This is a genomic window from Lentilitoribacter sp. Alg239-R112, assembly GCF_900537175.1.
Lineage (GTDB): Bacteria > Pseudomonadota > Alphaproteobacteria > Rhizobiales > Rhizobiaceae > Lentilitoribacter.
On the sequence record NZ_LS999834.1, the window covers coordinates 127,334 to 146,277 of the forward strand.

Here is an 18,944-nt window from a genome sequence, read left to right on the forward strand (position 1 = left end):
TAAATCCGTCATATCTCATTAAAAGAGATTTCATTCGACTCTTGATGTCATTTTTTTAATGAATGAAGCTTACGCAAAGATGGATTTTGTGCGTTTCAATTCATTCATCACCAGATGTTTCGTAGCTGGTAATTGTCATAAAACACGCAAGAAACTCTGCTAATTATTGCATTTTTGACACTTTACGCTATGAACAGGCCAACTGTCCTCCCAACCCATTTTTCAGGGCGGTATGGAAAACAACTTAATCAACTTAAAAATGGTTAACTATCTAAATTTGAGAAGGATCACATAATATGGCAGCAATTGTCGAAATCAAAGGTCGTGAAATTATCGACAGTCGCGGAAACCCAACAGTTGAAGTTGATGTTCTGCTCGAAGATGGCGCGTTTGGTCGTGCCGCCGTTCCTTCTGGTGCATCAACCGGTGCCCATGAAGCTGTCGAGCTTCGTGATGGCGGATCACGTTTTTTAGGAAAAGGCGTCACAAAAGCAGTTGCTGCGGTAAATGGCGAAATTTACGACGCTGTTATCGATATGGAAGCCGAAGAGCAAATCGCAATTGATAAGACAATGCTTGCTCTCGATGGTACGCCTAATAAAGCCCGTCTTGGTGCAAACTCTATCCTAGGTGTTTCGCTTGCTGTTGCTAAAGCTGCTGCACAATCTGCTGGTCTTCCGCTTTTCCGTTATGTCGGTGGACCAAATGCCCGTACAATGCCTGTTCCAATGATGAACATCATCAATGGTGGTGAACATGCTGATAACCCAATTGATTTTCAAGAATTCATGATTATGCCTGTCGGAGCTGACACAATGTCAGATGCGATCCGCATGGGATCAGAGGTTTTCAATACTTTGAAAAAAGAACTATCTGCCGCTGGCCACAACACAAATGTTGGCGACGAGGGTGGTTTTGCTCCAAATATCGGTAGTGCACCCGAGGCTCTTGATTTCATCATGCAGTCAATCGAAAAAGCTGGCTACAAGCCCGGCGAAGACATGTTCCTCGCATTGGATTGTGCATCAACTGAATTCTTCAAAGACGGAAAATATGTTCTTGCAGGTGAAGAACGTACACTTGATGCTGGCCAAATGGCTGCGTATCTTGATGAATTGGTCGATAGATACCCAATCATTTCAATTGAAGATGGTATGGCAGAAGATGACTGGGAAGGTTGGAAAACATCAACTGAACTGTCTGGCAAAAAATGTCAGCTTGTTGGTGATGATCTGTTTGTAACAAACACTGCTCGTCTCAAGGATGGTATCAAGATGGGCGTTGCAAACTCTATTTTGGTGAAAGTGAACCAAATTGGCTCGCTGTCTGAAACGCTGGATGCTGTTGAAACCGCGCATAAAGCTTCATACACAGCTGTTATGTCCCACCGTTCCGGCGAAACAGAAGATTCAACTATTTCCGATCTAGCTGTTGCTACAAATTGTGGGCAAATCAAAACTGGCTCATTGTCACGATCTGACCGGTTAGCCAAATACAATCAATTGATCCGTATTGAAGAGGAATTAGGTGCGCAAGCAGTTTATGCTGGTCGATCTATTCTTCGCGATTAATCGCGGTAATTTTTGTTATGAAAGGCGGTGCTTCGGCGCCGCTTTTTTTATGCGAATTTAATTCAGATATTGATGTTAATTATGAAAAAAGCAGGTTGTCGATAAGACAAAATTAATCATCTTCGTCGATATTGAATATCACGAGGTCAAGTAATGCGTACTCGCTTTAAACGTAAATTTATAATGCTAAGGATCGGCCTATATCTATTGGGTATGGCATCACTTAGTTATTTTGCTTTTCATACCGTAAATGGTGAATACGGTATGACGTCCGGCAAAGCTATGCAGGCTCAAATTGATGAGTTAAATGCAGAATCCAAAGTGTTGGCTGCACGGCGAGCCTATCTGACAAAACAAGTAAAATTGATGAGCGATGGAACTCTCGAAGCGGACATGCTTGATGAGCGAGCTCGTAGTTTGCTTGCTGTTTCGCGAGAAGATGAAATCATCATTTATCAGTAATTTATGCATTAACTTAAATTAAGTTAATTTTATAATTTCATATAAAAATCATATATATAACATGAATATCAGCTATGCATTTATGCTGTTGCTGTTAGTTACAATTTGAATTATGATCGCCCAAACTTCACCACTGGGAGGCTCATATGGCAGCTCGAAAGACTACAAGATCTTCGGCACGAAAAACGACCACGAAAAAAAATGTAATTGGTAAATCAATCAGCGATTTTGACAAAGAGACAGAATTAAAAGCATATCGTGAGATGCTTTTGATCCGGCGCTTTGAGGAAAAGGCTGGTCAATTATATGGCATGGGTGCAATCGGTGGGTTTTGTCACCTTTATATAGGTCAGGAAGCTGTCGTTGTTGGTATCCAGATGGCGCTTAAAGATGGTGATCAAATGATCACTGGTTATCGTGATCATGGTCATATGCTGGTTAAAGGCATGGAAGCTCGAGGTGTTATGGCGGAGTTAACGGGTCGCCAAGGCGGTTATTCGCGAGGTAAGGGTGGCTCCATGCATATGTTCTCCAAAGAAAAAGATTTCTACGGCGGTCATGGTATTGTGGGCGCGCAAGTGGCACTAGGTACTGGTTTGGGTTTTGCAAATAAATATCGCGGCACAGATAATCTAGCCGTTGCATTCTTTGGCGATGGCGCGGCCAACCAGGGTCAGGTTTATGAGAGCTTTAATATGGCTTCTTTGTGGGATTTACCTGTTCTTTATATTGTAGAAAACAATAGATACGCAATGGGCACCGCAGTGTCTCGCGCATCAGCACACACAAATTTTGCAGATCGAGGAACAGCTTTTGATATTCCAGGATATCAAGTTGATGGTATGGATGTTCGTGCAGTGCATGCGGCCTCAGAGGCTGCTGTTGAGCACATTCGTTCTGGCAAGGGCCCAATGATCCTTGAAATGATGACATATCGTTACCGTGGACACTCGATGTCCGATCCGGCCAAGTACCGCACCAAAGATGAAGTGCAGAAAATGCGCTCAGAACAAGATCCTATCGAGCAGGTTAAAGAACGTCTGATTTCGGGCAAGCTTGCGACCGAAGATGATTTGAAAGCCATCGACAAGGAAGTTCGCGCAATCGTAGCAGATAGCGCAGATTTTGCACAGAACGATCCTGAACCGGATGCATCTGAACTTTATACAGATATCTTGGTTTAAGGGAGGAATAGAACATGCCAATAGAAATTCTAATGCCTGCCTTGTCTCCTACAATGGAAGAAGGCAATTTGACTAAATGGCTTAAAGCCGAAGGGGACGCGGTGTCTTCTGGCGATATATTAGCCGAAATCGAAACTGATAAAGCAACAATGGAAGTCGAAGCGGTTGACGAAGGCGTCATCGGCAAGATCATGGTTGCCGAAGGTACTGAAAGTGTGAAAGTTAATTCAGTCATCGCTGTTCTCTTGGAAGAGGGCGAAAGCGCTGATGCAATTGGGTCTGCACCTACTGCTGCGCCAGTTGCACAAGCTGCCAGTGCACCAGAAGTCAATACAGAAGTTGCTGCTGCATCTATTCCAGCTCAACCGGTTGTTGTTGAATTAGCGTCAGATCCGGAAATTCCCGCGGGAACGGAGATGGTTTCAACCACAGTTCGCGAAGCTTTGCGCGATGCTATGGCCGAAGAAATGCGCGCTGATGACGATGTTTTTGTCATGGGTGAAGAAGTTGCCGAATATCAAGGTGCCTATAAAATCACACAAGGTATGCTTGATGAGTTTGGCGAACGACGTGTGATTGATACACCGATCACCGAACATGGCTTTACAGGCATCGGCGTTGGCGCAGCAATGGCTGGTCTCAAGCCAATTGTGGAGTTTATGACGTTTAACTTTGCCATGCAGGCAATTGACCACATCATCAATTCGGCAGCTAAAACGCTTTATATGTCTGGTGGACAGATGGGCGCGCCAATCGTGTTCCGTGGCGCAAATGGCGCAGCAGCTCGTGTGGGTGCGCAGCATTCGCAGTGTTATGCCGCTTGGTATAGTCAAATTCCGGGGCTTAAAGTCGTCATGCCTTATAGCGCTGCAGATGCAAAAGGCCTTTTGAAAGCCGCGATCCGCGATCCAAATCCAGTTGTGTTCCTTGAGAATGAAATTCTCTATGGTCAAGCATTCGATGTACCCAAAATGGATAACTTTGTTCTACCAATCGGTAAGGCACGTATCCATAAAGAAGGAAAAGACGTAACAATCGTATCCTTCGGAATTGGCATGACATACGCAATTAAAGCAGTTGAAGAACTTGCAACTATGGGCATTGATGCAGAACTTATTGATTTGCGCACTATTCGCCCGATGGACCTTCCTACAATCATTGAATCAGTGAAGAAAACTGGCCGTTTGGTGACTGTAGAAGAGGGGTATCCGCAAGGTTCTGTTGGCGCTGAGATTGCCACTCGCGTTCAGCAACAAGCATTTGATTATCTAGACGCGCCTGTTCTAACAGTCGCTGGTAAGGATGTTCCAATGCCATATGCAGCCAATCTTGAAAAACTGGCTTTGCCAAACGTTCAGGAAGTTGTCGATGCTGTTAAAGCCGTCACATACACAAGTTAAGGGAGGACGACATCATGCCTATTAATATCACAATGCCTGCCTTATCACCCACAATGGAAGAAGGCACACTTTCAAGCTGGCTTGTTAAGGTTGGTGATCAGATCAATCCTGGTGATGTTATCGCCGAGATTGAAACTGACAAAGCAACCATGGAAGTCGAATCCGTTGATGAGGGCGAAGTTCTAGAGCTTCTTGTTGAGGCGGGAACCGAAGGCGTTAAAGTGAACTCAGTTATTGCTGTGATTTCTGGTGAAGAAGTTGGTGCACCTGCTGCCCCGACAGCTACACCAGCGCCAGCAGTTGTAGCAGAGGCAAAAACTGAAGCTCCGGCTGCTGCTGTTAGTCCTGCACCAGCAGCAACTCCTGGCGTAGTATCGGCTAAGGCCGATGGTGCTCGCGTGTTTGCATCACCTCTGGCTCGCCGAATTGCAAAAGACGCTGGTCTTGACGTGTCTGTCGTTTCAGGATCTGGCCCAAAAGGCCGTATCATTAAGCGTGATGTCGAAGCAGCAATTGCTAATGGTGTAACTGCCGCTCCGCAGGCGACTGCAACACCTGCGGCAGCAAACGCATCGGCCTCAAAGCCACCATCAATGTCTGATGAGCAAGTACTGAAATTGTTTGATGATGATTCATACGAATTGGTCAAACATGATGGCATGCGCAAGACAATTGCGTCGCGTCTGCAAGAATCTAAGCAGAACGTGCCGCATTTTTATGTGACAGCTGATTGCGAAATTGATGCACTTCTTGCACTTCGCAGCCAGATCAATAAATCTGCACCCGTTAAAGATGATAAACCTGCCTTCAAAATCTCCGTCAACGACATGGTAATAAAAGCCATGGCGCTAGCGCTTCGTGATGTGCCGGAAGCAAACGTATCATGGACCGCAGATAACATGGTCAAACACAAGCATGTTGATGTTGGTGTAGCTGTATCTATCGATGGTGGGTTAATTACGCCAATCGTTCGCAAAGCAGAAGAAAAAACTGTTTCGACTATCTCAAAAGAGATGAAAGATTTGGCGGGTCGTGCACGTGACAAGAAATTGAAACCAGCTGAATATCAAGGCGGTACAACAGCTGTTTCTAATCTTGGTATGTTTGGCGTCAAGAACTTCTCAGCAATCGTCAATCCTCCGCACTCAACAATCTTAGCTGTTGGCGCTGGTGAAAAGCGCGCAATTGTTAAAGATGGTGAATTGGCTGTTGCAACGGTTATGTCTGTTACACTTTCAACTGATCACCGTTCTGTTGATGGGGCCTTGGGTGCTGAGCTTATGGCCGCATTTAAAGGTCATATCGAAAATCCAATGGGAATGTTGGCTTAAGGCTGTTTAGCGATGAAAAATGTTCTCTGCTTTGGCGATTCACTGACATGGGGCTTTGATGCTGCATCGGGTGGTCGTCATGCACTTGAAGATCGTTGGCCAAGTGCGCTAGCAGATATGTTAAGCGATGATATTCACGTCATCGCTGAGGGACTAAATGGTCGGACCACAGCATTTGATGATTTCACTGCTGACTGTGATCGCAATGGCACACGAATATTGCCAACATTGCTTGAAAGCCATCAACCGCTTGATTTAGTTATTGTTTTGTTGGGAACCAATGACCTTAAAAACATGATCGTTGGAACCGCTACATCAAGCGTATCTGGTACAAAACGAATTATCTCGCTGATTAAAAACCACGCCTATCGGGATGGTACAAATGTTCCAGAGATATTGATTGTCGCTCCGCCAAAATTTTCGCAAACAGCGAACACTGATATTGGCGCAATGTTTACCGACGGTCTTGCTCAATCCTCAATGTTGCCAAGCTTGCTTTCTGAATTGGCAGACGAATTGGGCTGTGGTTTCTATGATGCAAATTCGGTGTCTAAAACAACACCACTAGACGGCATCCATATGGATGCGAAAAATACAAAAGAACTGGGCCGCGGGCTAGCTGCGACTGTAAAACTTATGTTGGGTCTCTAAGCGTAGAGACAATAAAGTATTGGAGACATTCTGATGTCGAATAATTATGATGTAATCATTGTTGGTTCTGGCCCTGGTGGCTATGTAACGGCCATTCGTTCTGCGCAGCTAGGCTTGAAAACTGCTATTGTCGAGCGCGAACATCTGGGCGGCATTTGTCTCAACTGGGGTTGTATTCCAACTAAGGCATTGCTTCGTTCTGCTGAGATGATGGACAACGCTGCTCATGCAAAATCTTATGGACTGACGCTTGAAGGCAAGATGACGGCAAAGGTCGAAGATGTTGTAGCGCGTTCACGCGGTGTTTCAGCCCGTTTGAATGGTGGTATCGGCTTTTTGATGAAGAAAAATAAGGTGGATGTGATTTGGGGTGAAGCAAAGCTATCAAAGCCCAATGAAATTATTGTCTCCAAACCTTCAAAACCTGCAATGCAACCGCAAAACCCCGTGCCAAAAGGTATTTTTCCGGAGGGCACCTACACAGCAAAACATATTATAGTAGCCACTGGCGCGCGTCCTCGTGCATTGCCGGGTATTGAGCCAGATGGCAAGCTGATTTGGACATATTTTGAAGCTATGGTGCCGCAGGAAATGCCTAAATCCATGGTCGTTATGGGGTCTGGCGCAATCGGTATCGAATTTGCTAGCTTTTATCTTTCAATGGGTGTGGATGTCACAGTTGTTGAGTTAATGAAAAATATCATGCCGGTCGAAGATCCAGAAATATCTAAGATCGCTCAAAAAGCACTAAAAAAACGTGGCCTGAAGATCATCACAGAAGCTAAAATCACTAAAGTTGATAAGGGCTCCAATGATATTACCGCGCATGTTGAAACCAAAGATGGAAAAGTCACCCAAATCAAAGCGGATCGTTTGATTTCGGCCGTCGGTGTTCAGGGTAATATTGAAAACCTTGGCCTCGAAGCATTAAACGTTAAAACCGATCGTGGATGCATTGTTATTGACGGTTATGGCAAAACCAATGTGCCAGGGCTTTATGCGATTGGCGATGTCGCCGGACCACCAATGTTGGCACACAAGGCTGAACATGAAGGTGTGATCTGCATTGAAAAAATTGCTGGTCTTCCAAATGTTCATCCAATGGACAAAAGCTTGATACCGGGATGCACATATTGCAACCCACAAGTAGCAAGTGTCGGCCTTACTGAAGAAAAAGCCAAAGAGGCTGGCCGCGAAATTCGCGTTGGCCGCTATATGTTCAGTGCAAATGGCAAAGCCATCGCACTTGGTGAAGACAACGGCATGATCAAAACGATTTTTGACAAGAAAACAGGCGAACTTCTTGGTGCTCATATGGTTGGAGCCGAAGTTACAGAACTTATTCAGGGATTCGTTGTAGCTATGAACTTGGAGACAACCGAAGAAGAGCTAATGCATACGATTTTTCCGCATCCAACATTGTCCGAGATGATGAAGGAAAGTGTGCTTGATGCCTATGGGCGCGTATTGAACGCATAGTATCATGCGTGCGTTTCTCATACCTATGCTCATAGGCATTATCTTGGGTGCGTTGGGTGGTTTTGCTGCCATCCAAGGGCGTGGCAGTGTTGATATTGGTGGTATGAGTTTTGAGGGATGGACGGGCATTTGGATTGTCATCGCTATAATGGGCTGCGTTGGTTTGGTCGTTGGATTAATGGTTTGGCTTTTATTTAGAGCGCTTAAAATTGCTCAGAAAATCGATCGTAGTTAGACAATTAGGCGCATTGTTTCGAGTAAGAAATAACCGTATTTATGACAGCGATCATAAAACCGACTTAAAAGAAAATTACAGGGTAAGTGATTAAGCGTAATAAATTTAGGAATTTATAATGGATACCCAATCTCTAATAATTTTTTTGGCCGTCGGTGTAGCTGCTGGCTTTTTAGCAAGCTTTATTGTTGGTGGAGGCGGTTTAATTCGCTATCTTATCACCGGTGTGATAGGCGCATTTGTCGGCGGTTTCTTATTTTCAGCACTTGGTATTAACCTTGGAATCGATAGCTTATTGATTGCGTCAATTATTCAGGCGACCGTAGGCGCGATTGTAGTGGTATTTGTGGCAAGAATGATTGCCTAATTCCCAAGATTGCTTATCTTTGATTTTGCAAGGTTTAGCACGAATTTGAATTGATATAGTGAAGGTGGCTATTATGACTTGGTTAATTGCTATTATTGTTGGCGGTATTGCAGGCTGGTTGGCCGGACAATTCATGAAGGTCAACACGGGCGTTTTGATTAATATTATTTTGGGTGTTGTTGGTTCTTTGCTAGCCAACTTTCTTCTCGGAATTTTTGGTATAGCTATCACAGGTGGTTGGCTTGCATATCTTATCTCAGGTTTTATCGGCGCTAGCCTCTTGATTTTTATCTCAAAGAAAATCAAAAATTAGACCAAACTTAGGAAGCACGAATGGTTACGATACTCGACACGATCAATGAGCCCAGGCCACGTCTTAGGCATCCTGAAAAGGCTCACAAACCCGATACGGAAGTATTGAAAAAGCCTGACTGGATTCGTGTGAAAGCACCTGTTTCTAAAGGCTATCGTGAAACAAAATCCATTGTTAAAGAGCATAATCTCGTTACCGTGTGCGAAGAGGCTGGTTGCCCGAACATTGGCGAATGCTGGGATAAGAAACACGCAACCTTTATGATTATGGGCGAAATTTGTACCCGTGCATGTGCGTTTTGCAATGTCATGACTGGCAAACCAAATGCGTTAGATCAGAATGAGCCAGAAAATGTAGCAAAAGCTGTCGTTGAAATGGGTCTCAAACATGTTGTAATTACATCTGTTGATCGTGATGACCTGGATGATGGAGGTGCAGAACATTTTGCGCAGGTTATCGGTGCAATTCGTAGCGCATCTCCTCAAACCACAATAGAGATATTGACCCCAGATTTCTTACGCAAGGATGGTGCGCTTGAGGTCGTTGTCAAAGCCAAGCCTGATGTTTTCAATCACAATCTGGAAACGGTGGCTTCTAACTATCTTACAGTGCGCCCCGGTGCGCGGTATTTTCACTCTATGCGGTTATTACAGCGGGTTAAAGAACTTGATCCAACCATGTTCACCAAGTCTGGAATTATGGTTGGTTTGGGCGAAACGCGGAACGAAGTTTTGCAACTGATGGATGATTTTCGTGTTGCAGATGTCGATTTTCTTACGATCGGACAATATTTGCAGCCAACGCGCAAACACCATCGTGTTGTAGATTTTATTTCGCCTGAGCAGTTCAAAGCATATGAGACGAATGCCTATTCAAAAGGGTTCTTGATGGTGTCTTCAAGTCCGTTGACACGCTCATCACACCACGCGGGCGATGATTTTGCTAAACTTAGAGCAAATAGGGAAGCCAAGTTACTGGCAGACAGATAGCTTTGACCGATAATGCCAAAATTTGAAAAACAGCATAAGGTAAATCACAACGCTGACGACATGTTTGCGCTGGTGGCGGATGTGGAAAGCTACCCTGAGTTTTTGCCCATGTGTGAAGCTTTAACCATACGTGATACGCGGGATCGTGATGGTAAAACGCTTCTGATCGCAGATATGACTGTGGGCTATAAGGCGATAAAAGAAACCTTCACCAGTCAGGTTTTGTTAAAGCCTGATGAGAAGATCATCGAGGCCAAGTATATTGACGGGCCATTTAAACACCTTGATAATCGCTGGACTTTTATTGAAGGTGGCAAACATTCGAGCACTATCGATTTTTATATAGATTATAGCTTTAAAAATCCTGCTTTGGGTTTATTGATGGGGTCAATGTTTGAACGTGCATTTGCAAAGTTTACGCAAAGTTTCGAACAAAGAGCAGACGAGATATATTAATTGGTAGATTGGTCTAATGGTATTATATTCCAATAAGTTAAGCTATTTTGCAGTGCGGCTAGATTTTTTCCTAAAAAATAGGTTAGAATTTTAAATAAATATAAAATTCGATTCTTTTTTTGTTTGAAATTTATGTGTTGCTCGGGCGAATGCGCTACTCGTGCTGTAAAAGGGGCATCCTTTATGAATGTAGCTGGCATGGATGTAGCTGGACATTATCAAAATACGCCAATTTGGTTTCGAAACTTGGTTTCGTTTTTCACCCTTTGTTTAGTCTATGTGCTTGCTAGTAAGCTTGGTGATCTTTTTGTGATTCCACCTGGATTTGTTTCAGTAACATGGCCTGCGGCTGGTGTTGGGCTTGGTTTTGTCTATGTTCTGGGTAATAAGGCAGCCATCTGTGTTTTTCTAGCGCGCTTTATAATGGTAGTTGCTGTTTATAAAACCCCTGATTTCTCAGACATTTTAGTCACGACATCGCTGGCCACAGGAGCGGCTTTGCATGCAATAGTAGGCACATATCTAATTAGGCGTTTTACAAGTGCAGAATTATACATGGGTAGTTTGCGAGATATTCTTATCTTCCTTTTAATCGGTGGCCCGATAACTTGCGCAATGACAGCAACCATTAGCGGATTAGCGTTCGCCAATTTTGCGAGTCTGTCTAGCGGTGATTTTGTTGATTTCATTAAGATATGGTGGGTCGGAGATATCTTCGGTGTTATTGTTTTTGCCCCGCTCACGGTAGTTATTCTTTCGCATATTCGATGCCGAAATAAATTGGCAAAATCGACATTTTTTACAATTATCGTGCCTTTGCTAGTTTCAATTTCAGTGTTTATCTTTGTTTTTGATAGCTCAAAAAAACAATGGCTTAAACATACATTCGATGAATACTCCAGTGAGGTTCATACTATTGTGGATCAATTTACTGAGATGCTAGCGGTTGATATTACAGCCGTAAATGCCACCGGATCATTTGTTGAGGCGTCAGAAAATGTAACCGCTTCAGAGTTCAAAATATTTACCAAACCTTTGTTTGATACGCCTTGGGGTTTATACGGTTTATCATGGTTGCCAAAAATCGATCACCAGAATCGGGAGAAGTTTGTTGCAAACATCCGAGGTCAGGGTTTTTCCACTTTTGAAATTAGATCGCGTGATAAATTTGGAAAATTGACTATTTCGGCAGACAGGCAGGTTTATTTTCCACTGGCCTTCACGGAGCCGTATGAACAAAATCAACTTGCTCACGGATTTGATGTATATGGGGTAGATGGAATTTCGGGCGCGTTGCGTAGGGATACACTTGATGAAGCACGCGATAAACGCATAGCGCGAGCTACTAGTCGTTTTTCTATTGTGCAGAAACAAGATGAATATGGTTTCATTATTTATTTTCCCGTTTTTAAAAAGTTTTTGGGGCAAAAAGAACGGGTGCATATTGGATACATAAATGGCATTTTTGTTTTCCCTACACTTGTGCAAAGTCTTGTGGAAGCATCCTCATCAATTGAATCAGATTTTTTTCTCACTGAAATTTCGGCCGGCGCGGAACCCTTGGTGCTATTTGATTCCAGAACTTCCGATAATAAAGATGGAGCTGCTGAGAGTTATGTTTTGGATAGAATTGTTCATACAGAGCAGGAATTTGAAGTTGCTGGGAAAAGATGGAAAGTTACGTTCATCAAAAATGGCCCACTTTTGACTGGAGATTATATTAAGTCATTGTGGGGGTTAGCGGGCGGCGGAGCGGTGTTTATAACTTTGTTTTTGGTTGTCCTGATGATGATAGCATCACAGAATAATTTTGTTCAAAATTTGGTGGAACAGCGAACACGAGATTTAAAACATGCAAATGAAGAGCTTGAGGAGTTCGCATATCGAACGTCTCATGATCTGCGCTCGCCAATCGTTTCGTCCGTCACACTGCTAAGCTTGGCCGACGAATCAATCAATAACGGAGATACAGAAGCAGCACGCAGCAGCATATCTCATGCAAAAAAATCTCTAAGCAAACTTGAGATTTTAATCTCGGATATTCTTACTTTAACGCGAATTGGAAGTGCGAATGAGAGCGATGTTTACTTAACCATTTCTGAGGTTATAGATGACGCCATCAGCAAGCTGGATCACGCTAATGGATTTGAAAAATTATCTATAGAGCGAGATATAAGGATTGAGGAGGGTATAATGACGAAACCTTCGAGGCTGAAACTCATCTTGGAAAACTTGATTTCAAATGCCGCAAAATATCATGATCCTGAAGAAGTTAAGCCAATGCTAAAAATATCTTGTTATCAGCTTGCAGAAGAACTTCATTTGGAATTCTCTGATAATGGATTGGGCATACGCGAAGAATATAGACACCAAGTCTTTGATATGTTTAAGCGGTTCCATCCAAGAGTTGCGGAGGGTACAGGTCTGGGGCTTTACCTCATGAAAAGAAGTGCCCATATGTTGGGTGGGGAGATTTCATACCATCCTCTCGAAAAAGGTTCCTTATTCAGATTAATTATACCAATAAAGTAGGTCAAAAATTGTCTTCTAATATAATTTTATCGTCGGTTATTGTGGTTGATGATAGCGAAGCTGATCAATTTATCTGCGATCACATTTTGCGTAAATACAACCCAGATATACAGATACTTACAGCTCTAGACGGTGAAGAAGCATTGGCCACACTCAAAGATCTGGACACTTTACCGCAGATTATCTTCCTTGATATTAACATGCCAAGAATGAACGGGCATGAATTTTTAGAAGCCTATGCAAAGCAATATGATCTGAGTAATGCGCCAGTTGTCATTATGTTGACATCCTCTAATCAGAAGCGAGATGTTGATAAATCTATGGCATTCGATGTAGTCGTGGAATACTTCACAAAACCTTTGAATATAGATGCCCTAGCCGATTTCTGTCAAAAAAATACAGCTTTGATCAATAAATAATTCGAACCTTGAGTGACGCGAAGAGGCTCATTCGTTGAGGATTGAAACTAGTTCAGTTAATGCGCGCTCAACGGTCGCCTGTCTAATCTCATCGCGGTTCTTAAGTTCACCAAACATAAGTTTATGCACGTTCACATGTTTATCTGTCGCAATTGCCAGATAAACAAGGCCAACTGGCTTTTCTGGCGTGCCGCCGCCTGGTCCGGCAATTCCTGTTACGGCGACCGCGATATCAGCATCGGAATTGCCCAGCGCTCCTTGAGCCATTTCAAGAGCTGTCTTGTCACTCACCGCGCCATGCGTTTTTAAAGTTACTTCAAGCACACCAAGCATCTCCATCTTGGCGTCGTTTGAATAGGTGACGAAGCCACGGTCAACCACAGCTGATGAACCGGAAATGCCAGTAAGCGAAGCTGCAATCAAACCACCTGTGCAGCTTTCCGCTGTTGCGATCATCAATCCCTTAGCCGCAAACGATTTTATGACTTTTTCTGCTAAATCTTGGGTATTCGTCATGCAGTGCCACCATAAACAACAGTCGCTGTTGCAATCGCGGCAATACCTTCTTCACGCCCAATAAAACCAATTCGCTCATTGGTCGTTGCCTTTACAGAGCAACGGATGACATCAATATCAAGGATTTTGGCTAGATTTTCACGCATAACCTGACGATGAGGTCCAATTTTGGGTTGCTCTGCGATTAATGAGACATCAGCATTCATGATTGTGCCACCATGAAGATGTACGATTTCAACTGCTTTTTCCAAGAAAATATAGGATGCAGCGCCTTTCCATTGAGGGTCGGATGGGGGAAAGTGATCACCAATGTCTCCAGCACCACATGTTGCAAGTAAAGCATCAGTGAGAGCATGAAGCGCAACGTCAGCATCCGAGTGACCAGATAAGGTTTTGTTGTGCGGAATATCGATGCCACAAAGTGTGACATGATCACCATCGATGAGTTGGTGTACATCATAACCATTACCGGTTCGCACATCGGGTAAGTTTGTCGATAGTTTCGCATTCGCCATTACGATATCTTCCTTGGTCGTAAGTTTTGTGTTCATACCATTGCCTTGGATTATATGGACCGGAATTCCTGCCCATTCTGCAATTGCGCAATCGTCTGTAAAATTTTGTAAACCTGCGTCCGCCGCCTTCTGGTGTGCCTCAATAATTTTCATGAATTGAAAACTTTGTGGCGTTTGGGCTGCATAAAGATTGTCACGGGAAACTGTATTCTCAATAATTTGCTGATCATTAGTTCTTTTTAGCGTATCAGTGACTGAAATTGCTGGTAAAACAGCATTAACTCCATGTTCAAGCTCTGCAATAATCCTCGTGATCAATTCTGTGGTTAGAAACGGCCTGACTGCGTCGTGAATCATTACATAGTCTGGTTTGATCTTCTCAAGCGCAAGCAGACCATTGTAAACAGAAGCTTGGCGTGTTGCGCCACCATGGCAAGTTAAGATGCGGGATTGATCCAAATTAGATAAAGCTTTGTGAATTAATTGATCGTCATCGGGGTGTGCTACAATCATTATTTGTGAAATGTTCGGGTGGTTAAGAAAGCCCTCCAACGTATAAGTAATGACAGGTTTCTTGCCAATTTCTCGATATTGTTTTGGACCGTCTTGCATTCCGCCAGCGCGCTCGCCACGCCCAGCAGCAACAATTACTGCTGCAATTTTTGATTTCGCGATTTGATTTTGAGGCATTAGATGAGTTTCCACAGAGGTCTTTATTCTTTTAGACGGCCTTTAACCTACTTTCCAGCTTTTCGTTTCGCACAAAGGTTTTTTGTCATTTATGCAAATTTTAACTTTGCAATTTTTCAAATAATGACTAAAAATAGGGCAACTATTAATTTGCTTATTTGAAGGGCAAAATGTGATCGATCCGACATCCTCTCTAAAGGTTGGCCCACTAACTACACGCAATCGCGTAATTCTAGCTCCCATGTCAGGTGTTTCCGACCTTCCGTTCAGGCAGTTAGCTTATGAATACGGCGCAGGAATGGTCGTTACAGAAATGGTCGCAAGCCGGGAGCTTGTTGGTAGGTCAGCCGAATCGCAAGTGCGTTTGCAGGGTGAGGGTATCTCCCCACACGTTGTTCAGCTAGCTGGCCGCCAAGCGAGTTGGATGAGCGAAGCCGCAAAAATTTCTGAAGCTAGCGGTGCTGATATGATTGATATCAATATGGGCTGCCCCGCCAAAAAGGTGACGGGCGGATATTCAGGATCAGCATTGATGCGTGATCTTGATCTGGCGTTAGAGTTGATTGAGGCTACAATTGAAGCGGTTAACATTCCTGTGTCAGTCAAGATGCGCTTGGGATGGGATGAAAATTCTATGAATGCCGCAGAACTCGCGCGCAGGGCAGAGCAAGCGGGCGTGCAAATGGTAACAGTTCATGGACGAACACGTAGTCAATTTTATGAAGGACATGCTGATTGGACTGCAATTGCGAATGTCCGTGCTGCTGTCACTATTCCCTTTATAGCTAATGGCGACGTTGAAACGGTTGATGACGTTGACCAGATTTTGAAACTTACAGGTGCTGATGCTGTAATGGTTGGTCGTCAATGCCAGGGGCGACCATGGCATTGTGGATTTTTAGCAGGTGATAATAATTGCCCTAAAACATCAACTGATATCTACCGGTTTGTTAGGCGACACTATTTGATGATGATTGATCATTACGGTGAAAAAATTGGTATTCGTCAATCGCGTAAACATCTCAATTGGTATTTGGAACGGTATGCGCAAAACCTGGATCCAAAATTGCGAACGGAAATTCTTTCATCTCTTGATGTCAATTTTGTTATTAACAAACTGGAAAAAGCCATTGATAATAATGATGAAAATAAAATTGGAGAAGTCGCTTGATTGACATCCAAACCGACCAAGCAGGCCTTGTATTAAATGCACTTCCCCATGCTGTTATTATGGTAGACGCACAAGGTTATATAATCTCAGCCAACTGGGGTGCCGAGAATTTTTTAAGCGCCAGTATCAGTCATCTGACGAACCGGAAACTTGATGAATTTATACCTTTTGGTAGTCCGCTGATGATCCTTTTGGAGCAAGTTCGCGAGCGCCGTGGACCGGTAAGTGAATATCGTGTTGACCTGTCTTCACCTCGTTTGGGCGATGAGAAGCTTGTGGATATTTATGCCTCGCCTGTCGGCAATACAGACAATGTAGTTGTGGTTTTTCAGGAACGGTCACGCGCGGACAAAATTGATAGGCAATTGACCCATCGTGCTGCGGCAAGATCTGTTTCTGGACTGGCTTCCATGCTTGCTCACGAGATAAAAAATCCCCTTTCAGGAATTCGCGGTGCTGCGCAACTATTGGAAATGTCAGTTAGTGATGAAGATAAGTCTCTTGCTCGTCTCATTCGAGATGAAACGGATCGCATCGTCTCACTTGTTGATCGTATGGAGGTATTTTCCGATGAGCGGCCCATCGATCGGGTCGCAACAAACATTCACTCTGTATTAGATCACGTCAAAGCTATTGCAAAAGCGGGGTTCGCTCGCAATATCGAGATTGCAGAACTCTACGACCCATCATTGCCAGAAGTTTTTGCAAACCGAGATCAGCTAATACAGGTTTTTCTCAATCTCATCAAAAACGCTGCAGAGGCGGTAAAGGGGCAAGAAAACCCCAAAATAACGATGATTACCGCGTTTAGGCCGGGTATCAAAATTTCTGTTGGTTCAACGCGTGAACGAGTTTCACTACCGCTTGAATTTTCAATTCAAGACAATGGTCCGGGTGTTCCTGCCGATATTCAACCACATCTGTTTGACCCCTTTATCACCACAAAAACGAATGGCTCAGGCTTGGGTTTGGCGCTTGTTGCCAAGATTGTTGGTGCTCATGGCGGTATCGTGGAATGCGATAGCCAAAAAGGGCGTACAACTTTCAAAGTGCTCATGCCGATTTCACGCGTAGAAAATATAGCTAAGAAACGAGATGTTGAGACTTCCCTCAAACTCTCAAATACTCATCTTGATGGAGCATAATATGACGGAAACTATTCTAGTCGCGGATGATGATGCTGCTATAAGAACAGTACTTAATCAGGCTCTTACAAGAGCTGGATACGATGTTCGTGTAACGTCAAATGCTGGTACACTTTGGCGTTGGGTAGCGGCAGGTGAGGGTGATTTGGTCATAACAGATGTCGTGATGCCCGATGAGAATGCATTTGATCTTCTGCCACGCATCAAGAAAGCACGCCCAGACCTCCCTATACTTGTAATGAGTGCGCAAAACACTTTCATGACTGCTATCAAAGCATCTGAAGGTGGCGCCTACGAGTATTTGCCAAAGCCGTTTGATTTAACAGAGATGGTTTCTATCATCGGTCGGGCACTTTCTGAGCCCAAAAAGGTAGTTCCAACAGGAGGCGATGAGGTGGGTGAGACCATGCCACTTGTGGGTCGCTCCGCAGCAATGCAAGAAATTTATCGCGTTCTAGCTCGACTAATGCAGACAGATCTTACGCTTATGATCACAGGAGAATCTGGCACCGGTAAAGAGCTTGTAGCGCAAGCACTTCATGACTATGGCAAACGCAGAAATGGCCCTTTTGTTGCAATTAATATGGCTGCGATTCCCAAAGATCTCATTGAATCGGAACTGTTTGGTCATGAGAAGGGCGCGTTTACCGGCGCGCAGGCTCGGTCTACAGGGCGATTTGAGCAGGCAGAAGGCGGAACTCTATTCTTGGATGAAATCGGCGACATGCCGATGGATGCTCAAACTCGACTTTTGCGAGTTCTGCAGCAGGGAGAATATACAACAGTTGGCGGCAGAACACCGATTAAAACTGATGTTAGAATTGTCGCTGCTACAAATAAGGATTTAAAAAGTTCGATTAATAAAGGCGAATTTAGGGAAGATCTATTTTACAGGCTCAATGTTGTTCCGCTTAGATTGCCCCCACTTAGAGATAGAGCAGAAGATGTACCTGACCTCATTCGGCACTTCACGCAGCAAAATGCAGGTGAGGGGCTAGAAGCAAAACGTTTTGATGTAGATGCGATGAATATGCTCAAATCACATCCGTGGCCAGGCAATGTACGTGAGTTGGAAAACTTTGTCAGACGCGTTATGGCTTTGTATCCGCAAGATGTTATTACGAGCGAGATTACAGCATCTGAATTTCAGCAAAATGAACCTTCGGCACAAGATCTTACTCATATAATGCCAACTGGTCCTGTCAGTATTTCTCAATCGGTTGAGGAAAACATGCGAACGTATTTCGCAAGTTTTGGAGATGACTTACCTCCTGTAGGCCTATACCAGCGTGTAATTGAAGAAGTAGAATATCCGCTTATTTTGTCTGTCCTTACAGCAACACGTGGTAATCAGATACGAGCGGCAGAACTTTTGGGTGTAAATCGTAATACGTTGCGTAAGAAGATTAGAGAACTTGGAATTTCAGTTTACAGGTCCGCTAAGCCAGCTTGACAGTCTGTAATAAGCGTTGCATTTTAGCCACATTGTTGCTCTAAAACCACGACAACTAGTCGGTT

The 18,944-nt window shown here is 43.9% G+C and carries 19 protein-coding genes; 17 read left to right on the plus strand and 2 right to left on the minus strand.

Annotation, left to right across the window (positions count from 1 at the left end):
• The first annotated feature begins 296 nt into the window (after positions 1-296).
• From eno to G3W54_RS13950, 14 genes are all read left to right on the plus strand, one after another.
• Positions 297-1,571 carry a phosphopyruvate hydratase gene (gene eno, locus G3W54_RS13885; RefSeq protein WP_162653856.1) on the plus strand — a complete coding sequence of 425 codons (1,275 nt, stop codon included), beginning with the start codon at positions 297-299 and terminating at the stop codon, positions 1,569-1,571.
• Between the two features lie 153 nt (positions 1,572-1,724).
• Positions 1,725-2,033, plus strand: a complete 309-nt coding sequence (locus G3W54_RS13890) for a septum formation initiator family protein (RefSeq protein WP_162653858.1) — start codon at positions 1,725-1,727, stop codon at positions 2,031-2,033.
• A gap of 146 nt (positions 2,034-2,179) precedes the next feature.
• Entirely contained in the window at positions 2,180-3,217 is a 1,038-nt protein-coding gene (gene pdhA / locus G3W54_RS13895) for a pyruvate dehydrogenase (acetyl-transferring) E1 component subunit alpha (RefSeq protein ID WP_162653860.1), read from the plus strand.
• Between the two features lie 14 nt (positions 3,218-3,231).
• Complete coding sequence (locus G3W54_RS13900; RefSeq protein WP_162653861.1) at positions 3,232-4,617, plus strand: pyruvate dehydrogenase complex E1 component subunit beta; 1,386 nt, start codon at positions 3,232-3,234, stop codon at positions 4,615-4,617.
• 14 nt (positions 4,618-4,631) lie between these two features.
• On the plus strand, positions 4,632-5,948 hold the full coding sequence (locus tag G3W54_RS13905) for a pyruvate dehydrogenase complex dihydrolipoamide acetyltransferase (RefSeq protein WP_162653863.1): 1,317 nt from the start codon (positions 4,632-4,634) through the stop codon (positions 5,946-5,948).
• A 12-nt stretch (positions 5,949-5,960) separates the two neighbouring features.
• Positions 5,961-6,599 (plus strand): SGNH/GDSL hydrolase family protein, encoded by a 639-nt coding sequence (locus G3W54_RS13910; protein ID WP_162653865.1) that lies wholly within the window; start codon positions 5,961-5,963, stop codon positions 6,597-6,599.
• Between the two features lie 33 nt (positions 6,600-6,632).
• Positions 6,633-8,078 carry a dihydrolipoyl dehydrogenase gene (lpdA, locus tag G3W54_RS13915; protein ID WP_162653867.1) on the plus strand — a complete coding sequence of 482 codons (1,446 nt, stop codon included), beginning with the start codon at positions 6,633-6,635 and terminating at the stop codon, positions 8,076-8,078.
• 4 nt (positions 8,079-8,082) lie between these two features.
• Positions 8,083-8,313 (plus strand): hypothetical protein, encoded by a 231-nt coding sequence (locus G3W54_RS13920; RefSeq protein ID WP_162653869.1) that lies wholly within the window; start codon positions 8,083-8,085, stop codon positions 8,311-8,313.
• Positions 8,314-8,431: 118 nt separating this feature from the next.
• Positions 8,432-8,680: a GlsB/YeaQ/YmgE family stress response membrane protein gene (locus tag G3W54_RS13925; RefSeq protein WP_162653871.1), complete on the plus strand. Its 249-nt coding sequence runs from the start codon at positions 8,432-8,434 to the stop codon at positions 8,678-8,680.
• A 58-nt stretch (positions 8,681-8,738) separates the two neighbouring features.
• Positions 8,739-8,993: a GlsB/YeaQ/YmgE family stress response membrane protein gene (locus G3W54_RS13930; protein ID WP_162653872.1), complete on the plus strand. Its 255-nt coding sequence runs from the start codon at positions 8,739-8,741 to the stop codon at positions 8,991-8,993.
• Positions 8,994-9,013: 20 nt separating this feature from the next.
• Positions 9,014-9,982: a lipoyl synthase gene (lipA, locus tag G3W54_RS13935; protein ID WP_162653874.1), complete on the plus strand. Its 969-nt coding sequence runs from the start codon at positions 9,014-9,016 to the stop codon at positions 9,980-9,982.
• A 12-nt stretch (positions 9,983-9,994) separates the two neighbouring features.
• Complete coding sequence (locus tag G3W54_RS13940) at positions 9,995-10,438, plus strand: type II toxin-antitoxin system RatA family toxin (protein ID WP_162653876.1); 444 nt, start codon at positions 9,995-9,997, stop codon at positions 10,436-10,438.
• 183 nt (positions 10,439-10,621) lie between these two features.
• Positions 10,622-12,970 (plus strand): CHASE domain-containing protein, encoded by a 2,349-nt coding sequence (locus tag G3W54_RS13945; RefSeq protein WP_162653878.1) that lies wholly within the window; start codon positions 10,622-10,624, stop codon positions 12,968-12,970.
• A gap of 8 nt (positions 12,971-12,978) precedes the next feature.
• Positions 12,979-13,389 carry a response regulator gene (locus G3W54_RS13950; RefSeq protein ID WP_197742871.1) on the plus strand — a complete coding sequence of 137 codons (411 nt, stop codon included), beginning with the start codon at positions 12,979-12,981 and terminating at the stop codon, positions 13,387-13,389.
• A gap of 27 nt (positions 13,390-13,416) precedes the next feature.
• Here G3W54_RS13950 and G3W54_RS13955 read toward each other — a convergent pair whose 3' ends face one another.
• Positions 13,417-13,905, minus strand: coding sequence for a CinA family protein (locus tag G3W54_RS13955; protein ID WP_162653879.1), 489 nt, complete (start codon positions 13,903-13,905; stop codon positions 13,417-13,419).
• Positions 13,902-15,110, minus strand: coding sequence for a bifunctional 2-C-methyl-D-erythritol 4-phosphate cytidylyltransferase/2-C-methyl-D-erythritol 2,4-cyclodiphosphate synthase (locus tag G3W54_RS13960; protein WP_162653881.1), 1,209 nt, complete (start codon positions 15,108-15,110; stop codon positions 13,902-13,904). Before G3W54_RS13960 ends, G3W54_RS13955 begins: the two co-directional genes overlap by 4 nt.
• A 172-nt stretch (positions 15,111-15,282) precedes the next feature.
• On the opposite strand from G3W54_RS13960, the gene dusB reads away from it, so the two are divergent.
• From dusB to ntrC, 3 genes are read left to right on the plus strand one after another with little or no spacing between them, the layout of a single operon-like run.
• A complete protein-coding gene (gene dusB, locus G3W54_RS13965; RefSeq protein WP_244627940.1) occupies positions 15,283-16,281 on the plus strand; it encodes a tRNA dihydrouridine synthase DusB in 999 nt (332 codons plus the stop codon).
• Positions 16,278-17,426: a nitrogen regulation protein NR(II) gene (locus tag G3W54_RS13970; protein ID WP_244627941.1), complete on the plus strand. Its 1,149-nt coding sequence runs from the start codon at positions 16,278-16,280 to the stop codon at positions 17,424-17,426. The genes dusB and G3W54_RS13970 overlap by 4 nt, the downstream gene beginning before the upstream one ends.
• 1 nt (position 17,427) lies before the next feature.
• Positions 17,428-18,879, plus strand: a complete 1,452-nt coding sequence (ntrC, locus tag G3W54_RS13975; protein WP_162653883.1) for a nitrogen regulation protein NR(I) — start codon at positions 17,428-17,430, stop codon at positions 18,877-18,879.
• Positions 18,880-18,944 lie beyond the last annotated feature (65 nt).

Bases quoted from the DNA above. Each gene is read 5' to 3' on its own strand.
- G3W54_RS13940 (WP_162653876.1), top strand. From the start codon at position 9,995: ATGCCAAAATTTGAAAAACAGCATAAGGTAAATCACAACGCTGACGAC.
- lipA (WP_162653874.1), top strand. From the start codon at position 9,014: ATGGTTACGATACTCGACACGATCAATGAGCCCAGGCCACGTCTTAGG.
- G3W54_RS13925 (WP_162653871.1), top strand. From the start codon at position 8,432: ATGGATACCCAATCTCTAATAATTTTTTTGGCCGTCGGTGTAGCTGCT.
- ntrC (WP_162653883.1), top strand. From the start codon at position 17,428: ATGACGGAAACTATTCTAGTCGCGGATGATGATGCTGCTATAAGAACA.
- pdhA (WP_162653860.1), top strand. From the start codon at position 2,180: ATGGCAGCTCGAAAGACTACAAGATCTTCGGCACGAAAAACGACCACG.
- lpdA (WP_162653867.1), top strand. From the start codon at position 6,633: ATGTCGAATAATTATGATGTAATCATTGTTGGTTCTGGCCCTGGTGGC.
- eno (WP_162653856.1), top strand. From the start codon at position 297: ATGGCAGCAATTGTCGAAATCAAAGGTCGTGAAATTATCGACAGTCGC.
- G3W54_RS13890 (WP_162653858.1), top strand. From the start codon at position 1,725: ATGCGTACTCGCTTTAAACGTAAATTTATAATGCTAAGGATCGGCCTA.
- G3W54_RS13955 (WP_162653879.1), bottom strand. From the start codon at position 13,905: ATGACGAATACCCAAGATTTAGCAGAAAAAGTCATAAAATCGTTTGCG.
- G3W54_RS13920 (WP_162653869.1), top strand. From the start codon at position 8,083: ATGCGTGCGTTTCTCATACCTATGCTCATAGGCATTATCTTGGGTGCG.
- G3W54_RS13900 (WP_162653861.1), top strand. From the start codon at position 3,232: ATGCCAATAGAAATTCTAATGCCTGCCTTGTCTCCTACAATGGAAGAA.
- G3W54_RS13960 (WP_162653881.1), bottom strand. From the start codon at position 15,110: ATGCCTCAAAATCAAATCGCGAAATCAAAAATTGCAGCAGTAATTGTT.
- G3W54_RS13905 (WP_162653863.1), top strand. From the start codon at position 4,632: ATGCCTATTAATATCACAATGCCTGCCTTATCACCCACAATGGAAGAA.
- G3W54_RS13945 (WP_162653878.1), top strand. From the start codon at position 10,622: ATGAATGTAGCTGGCATGGATGTAGCTGGACATTATCAAAATACGCCA.
- G3W54_RS13910 (WP_162653865.1), top strand. From the start codon at position 5,961: ATGAAAAATGTTCTCTGCTTTGGCGATTCACTGACATGGGGCTTTGAT.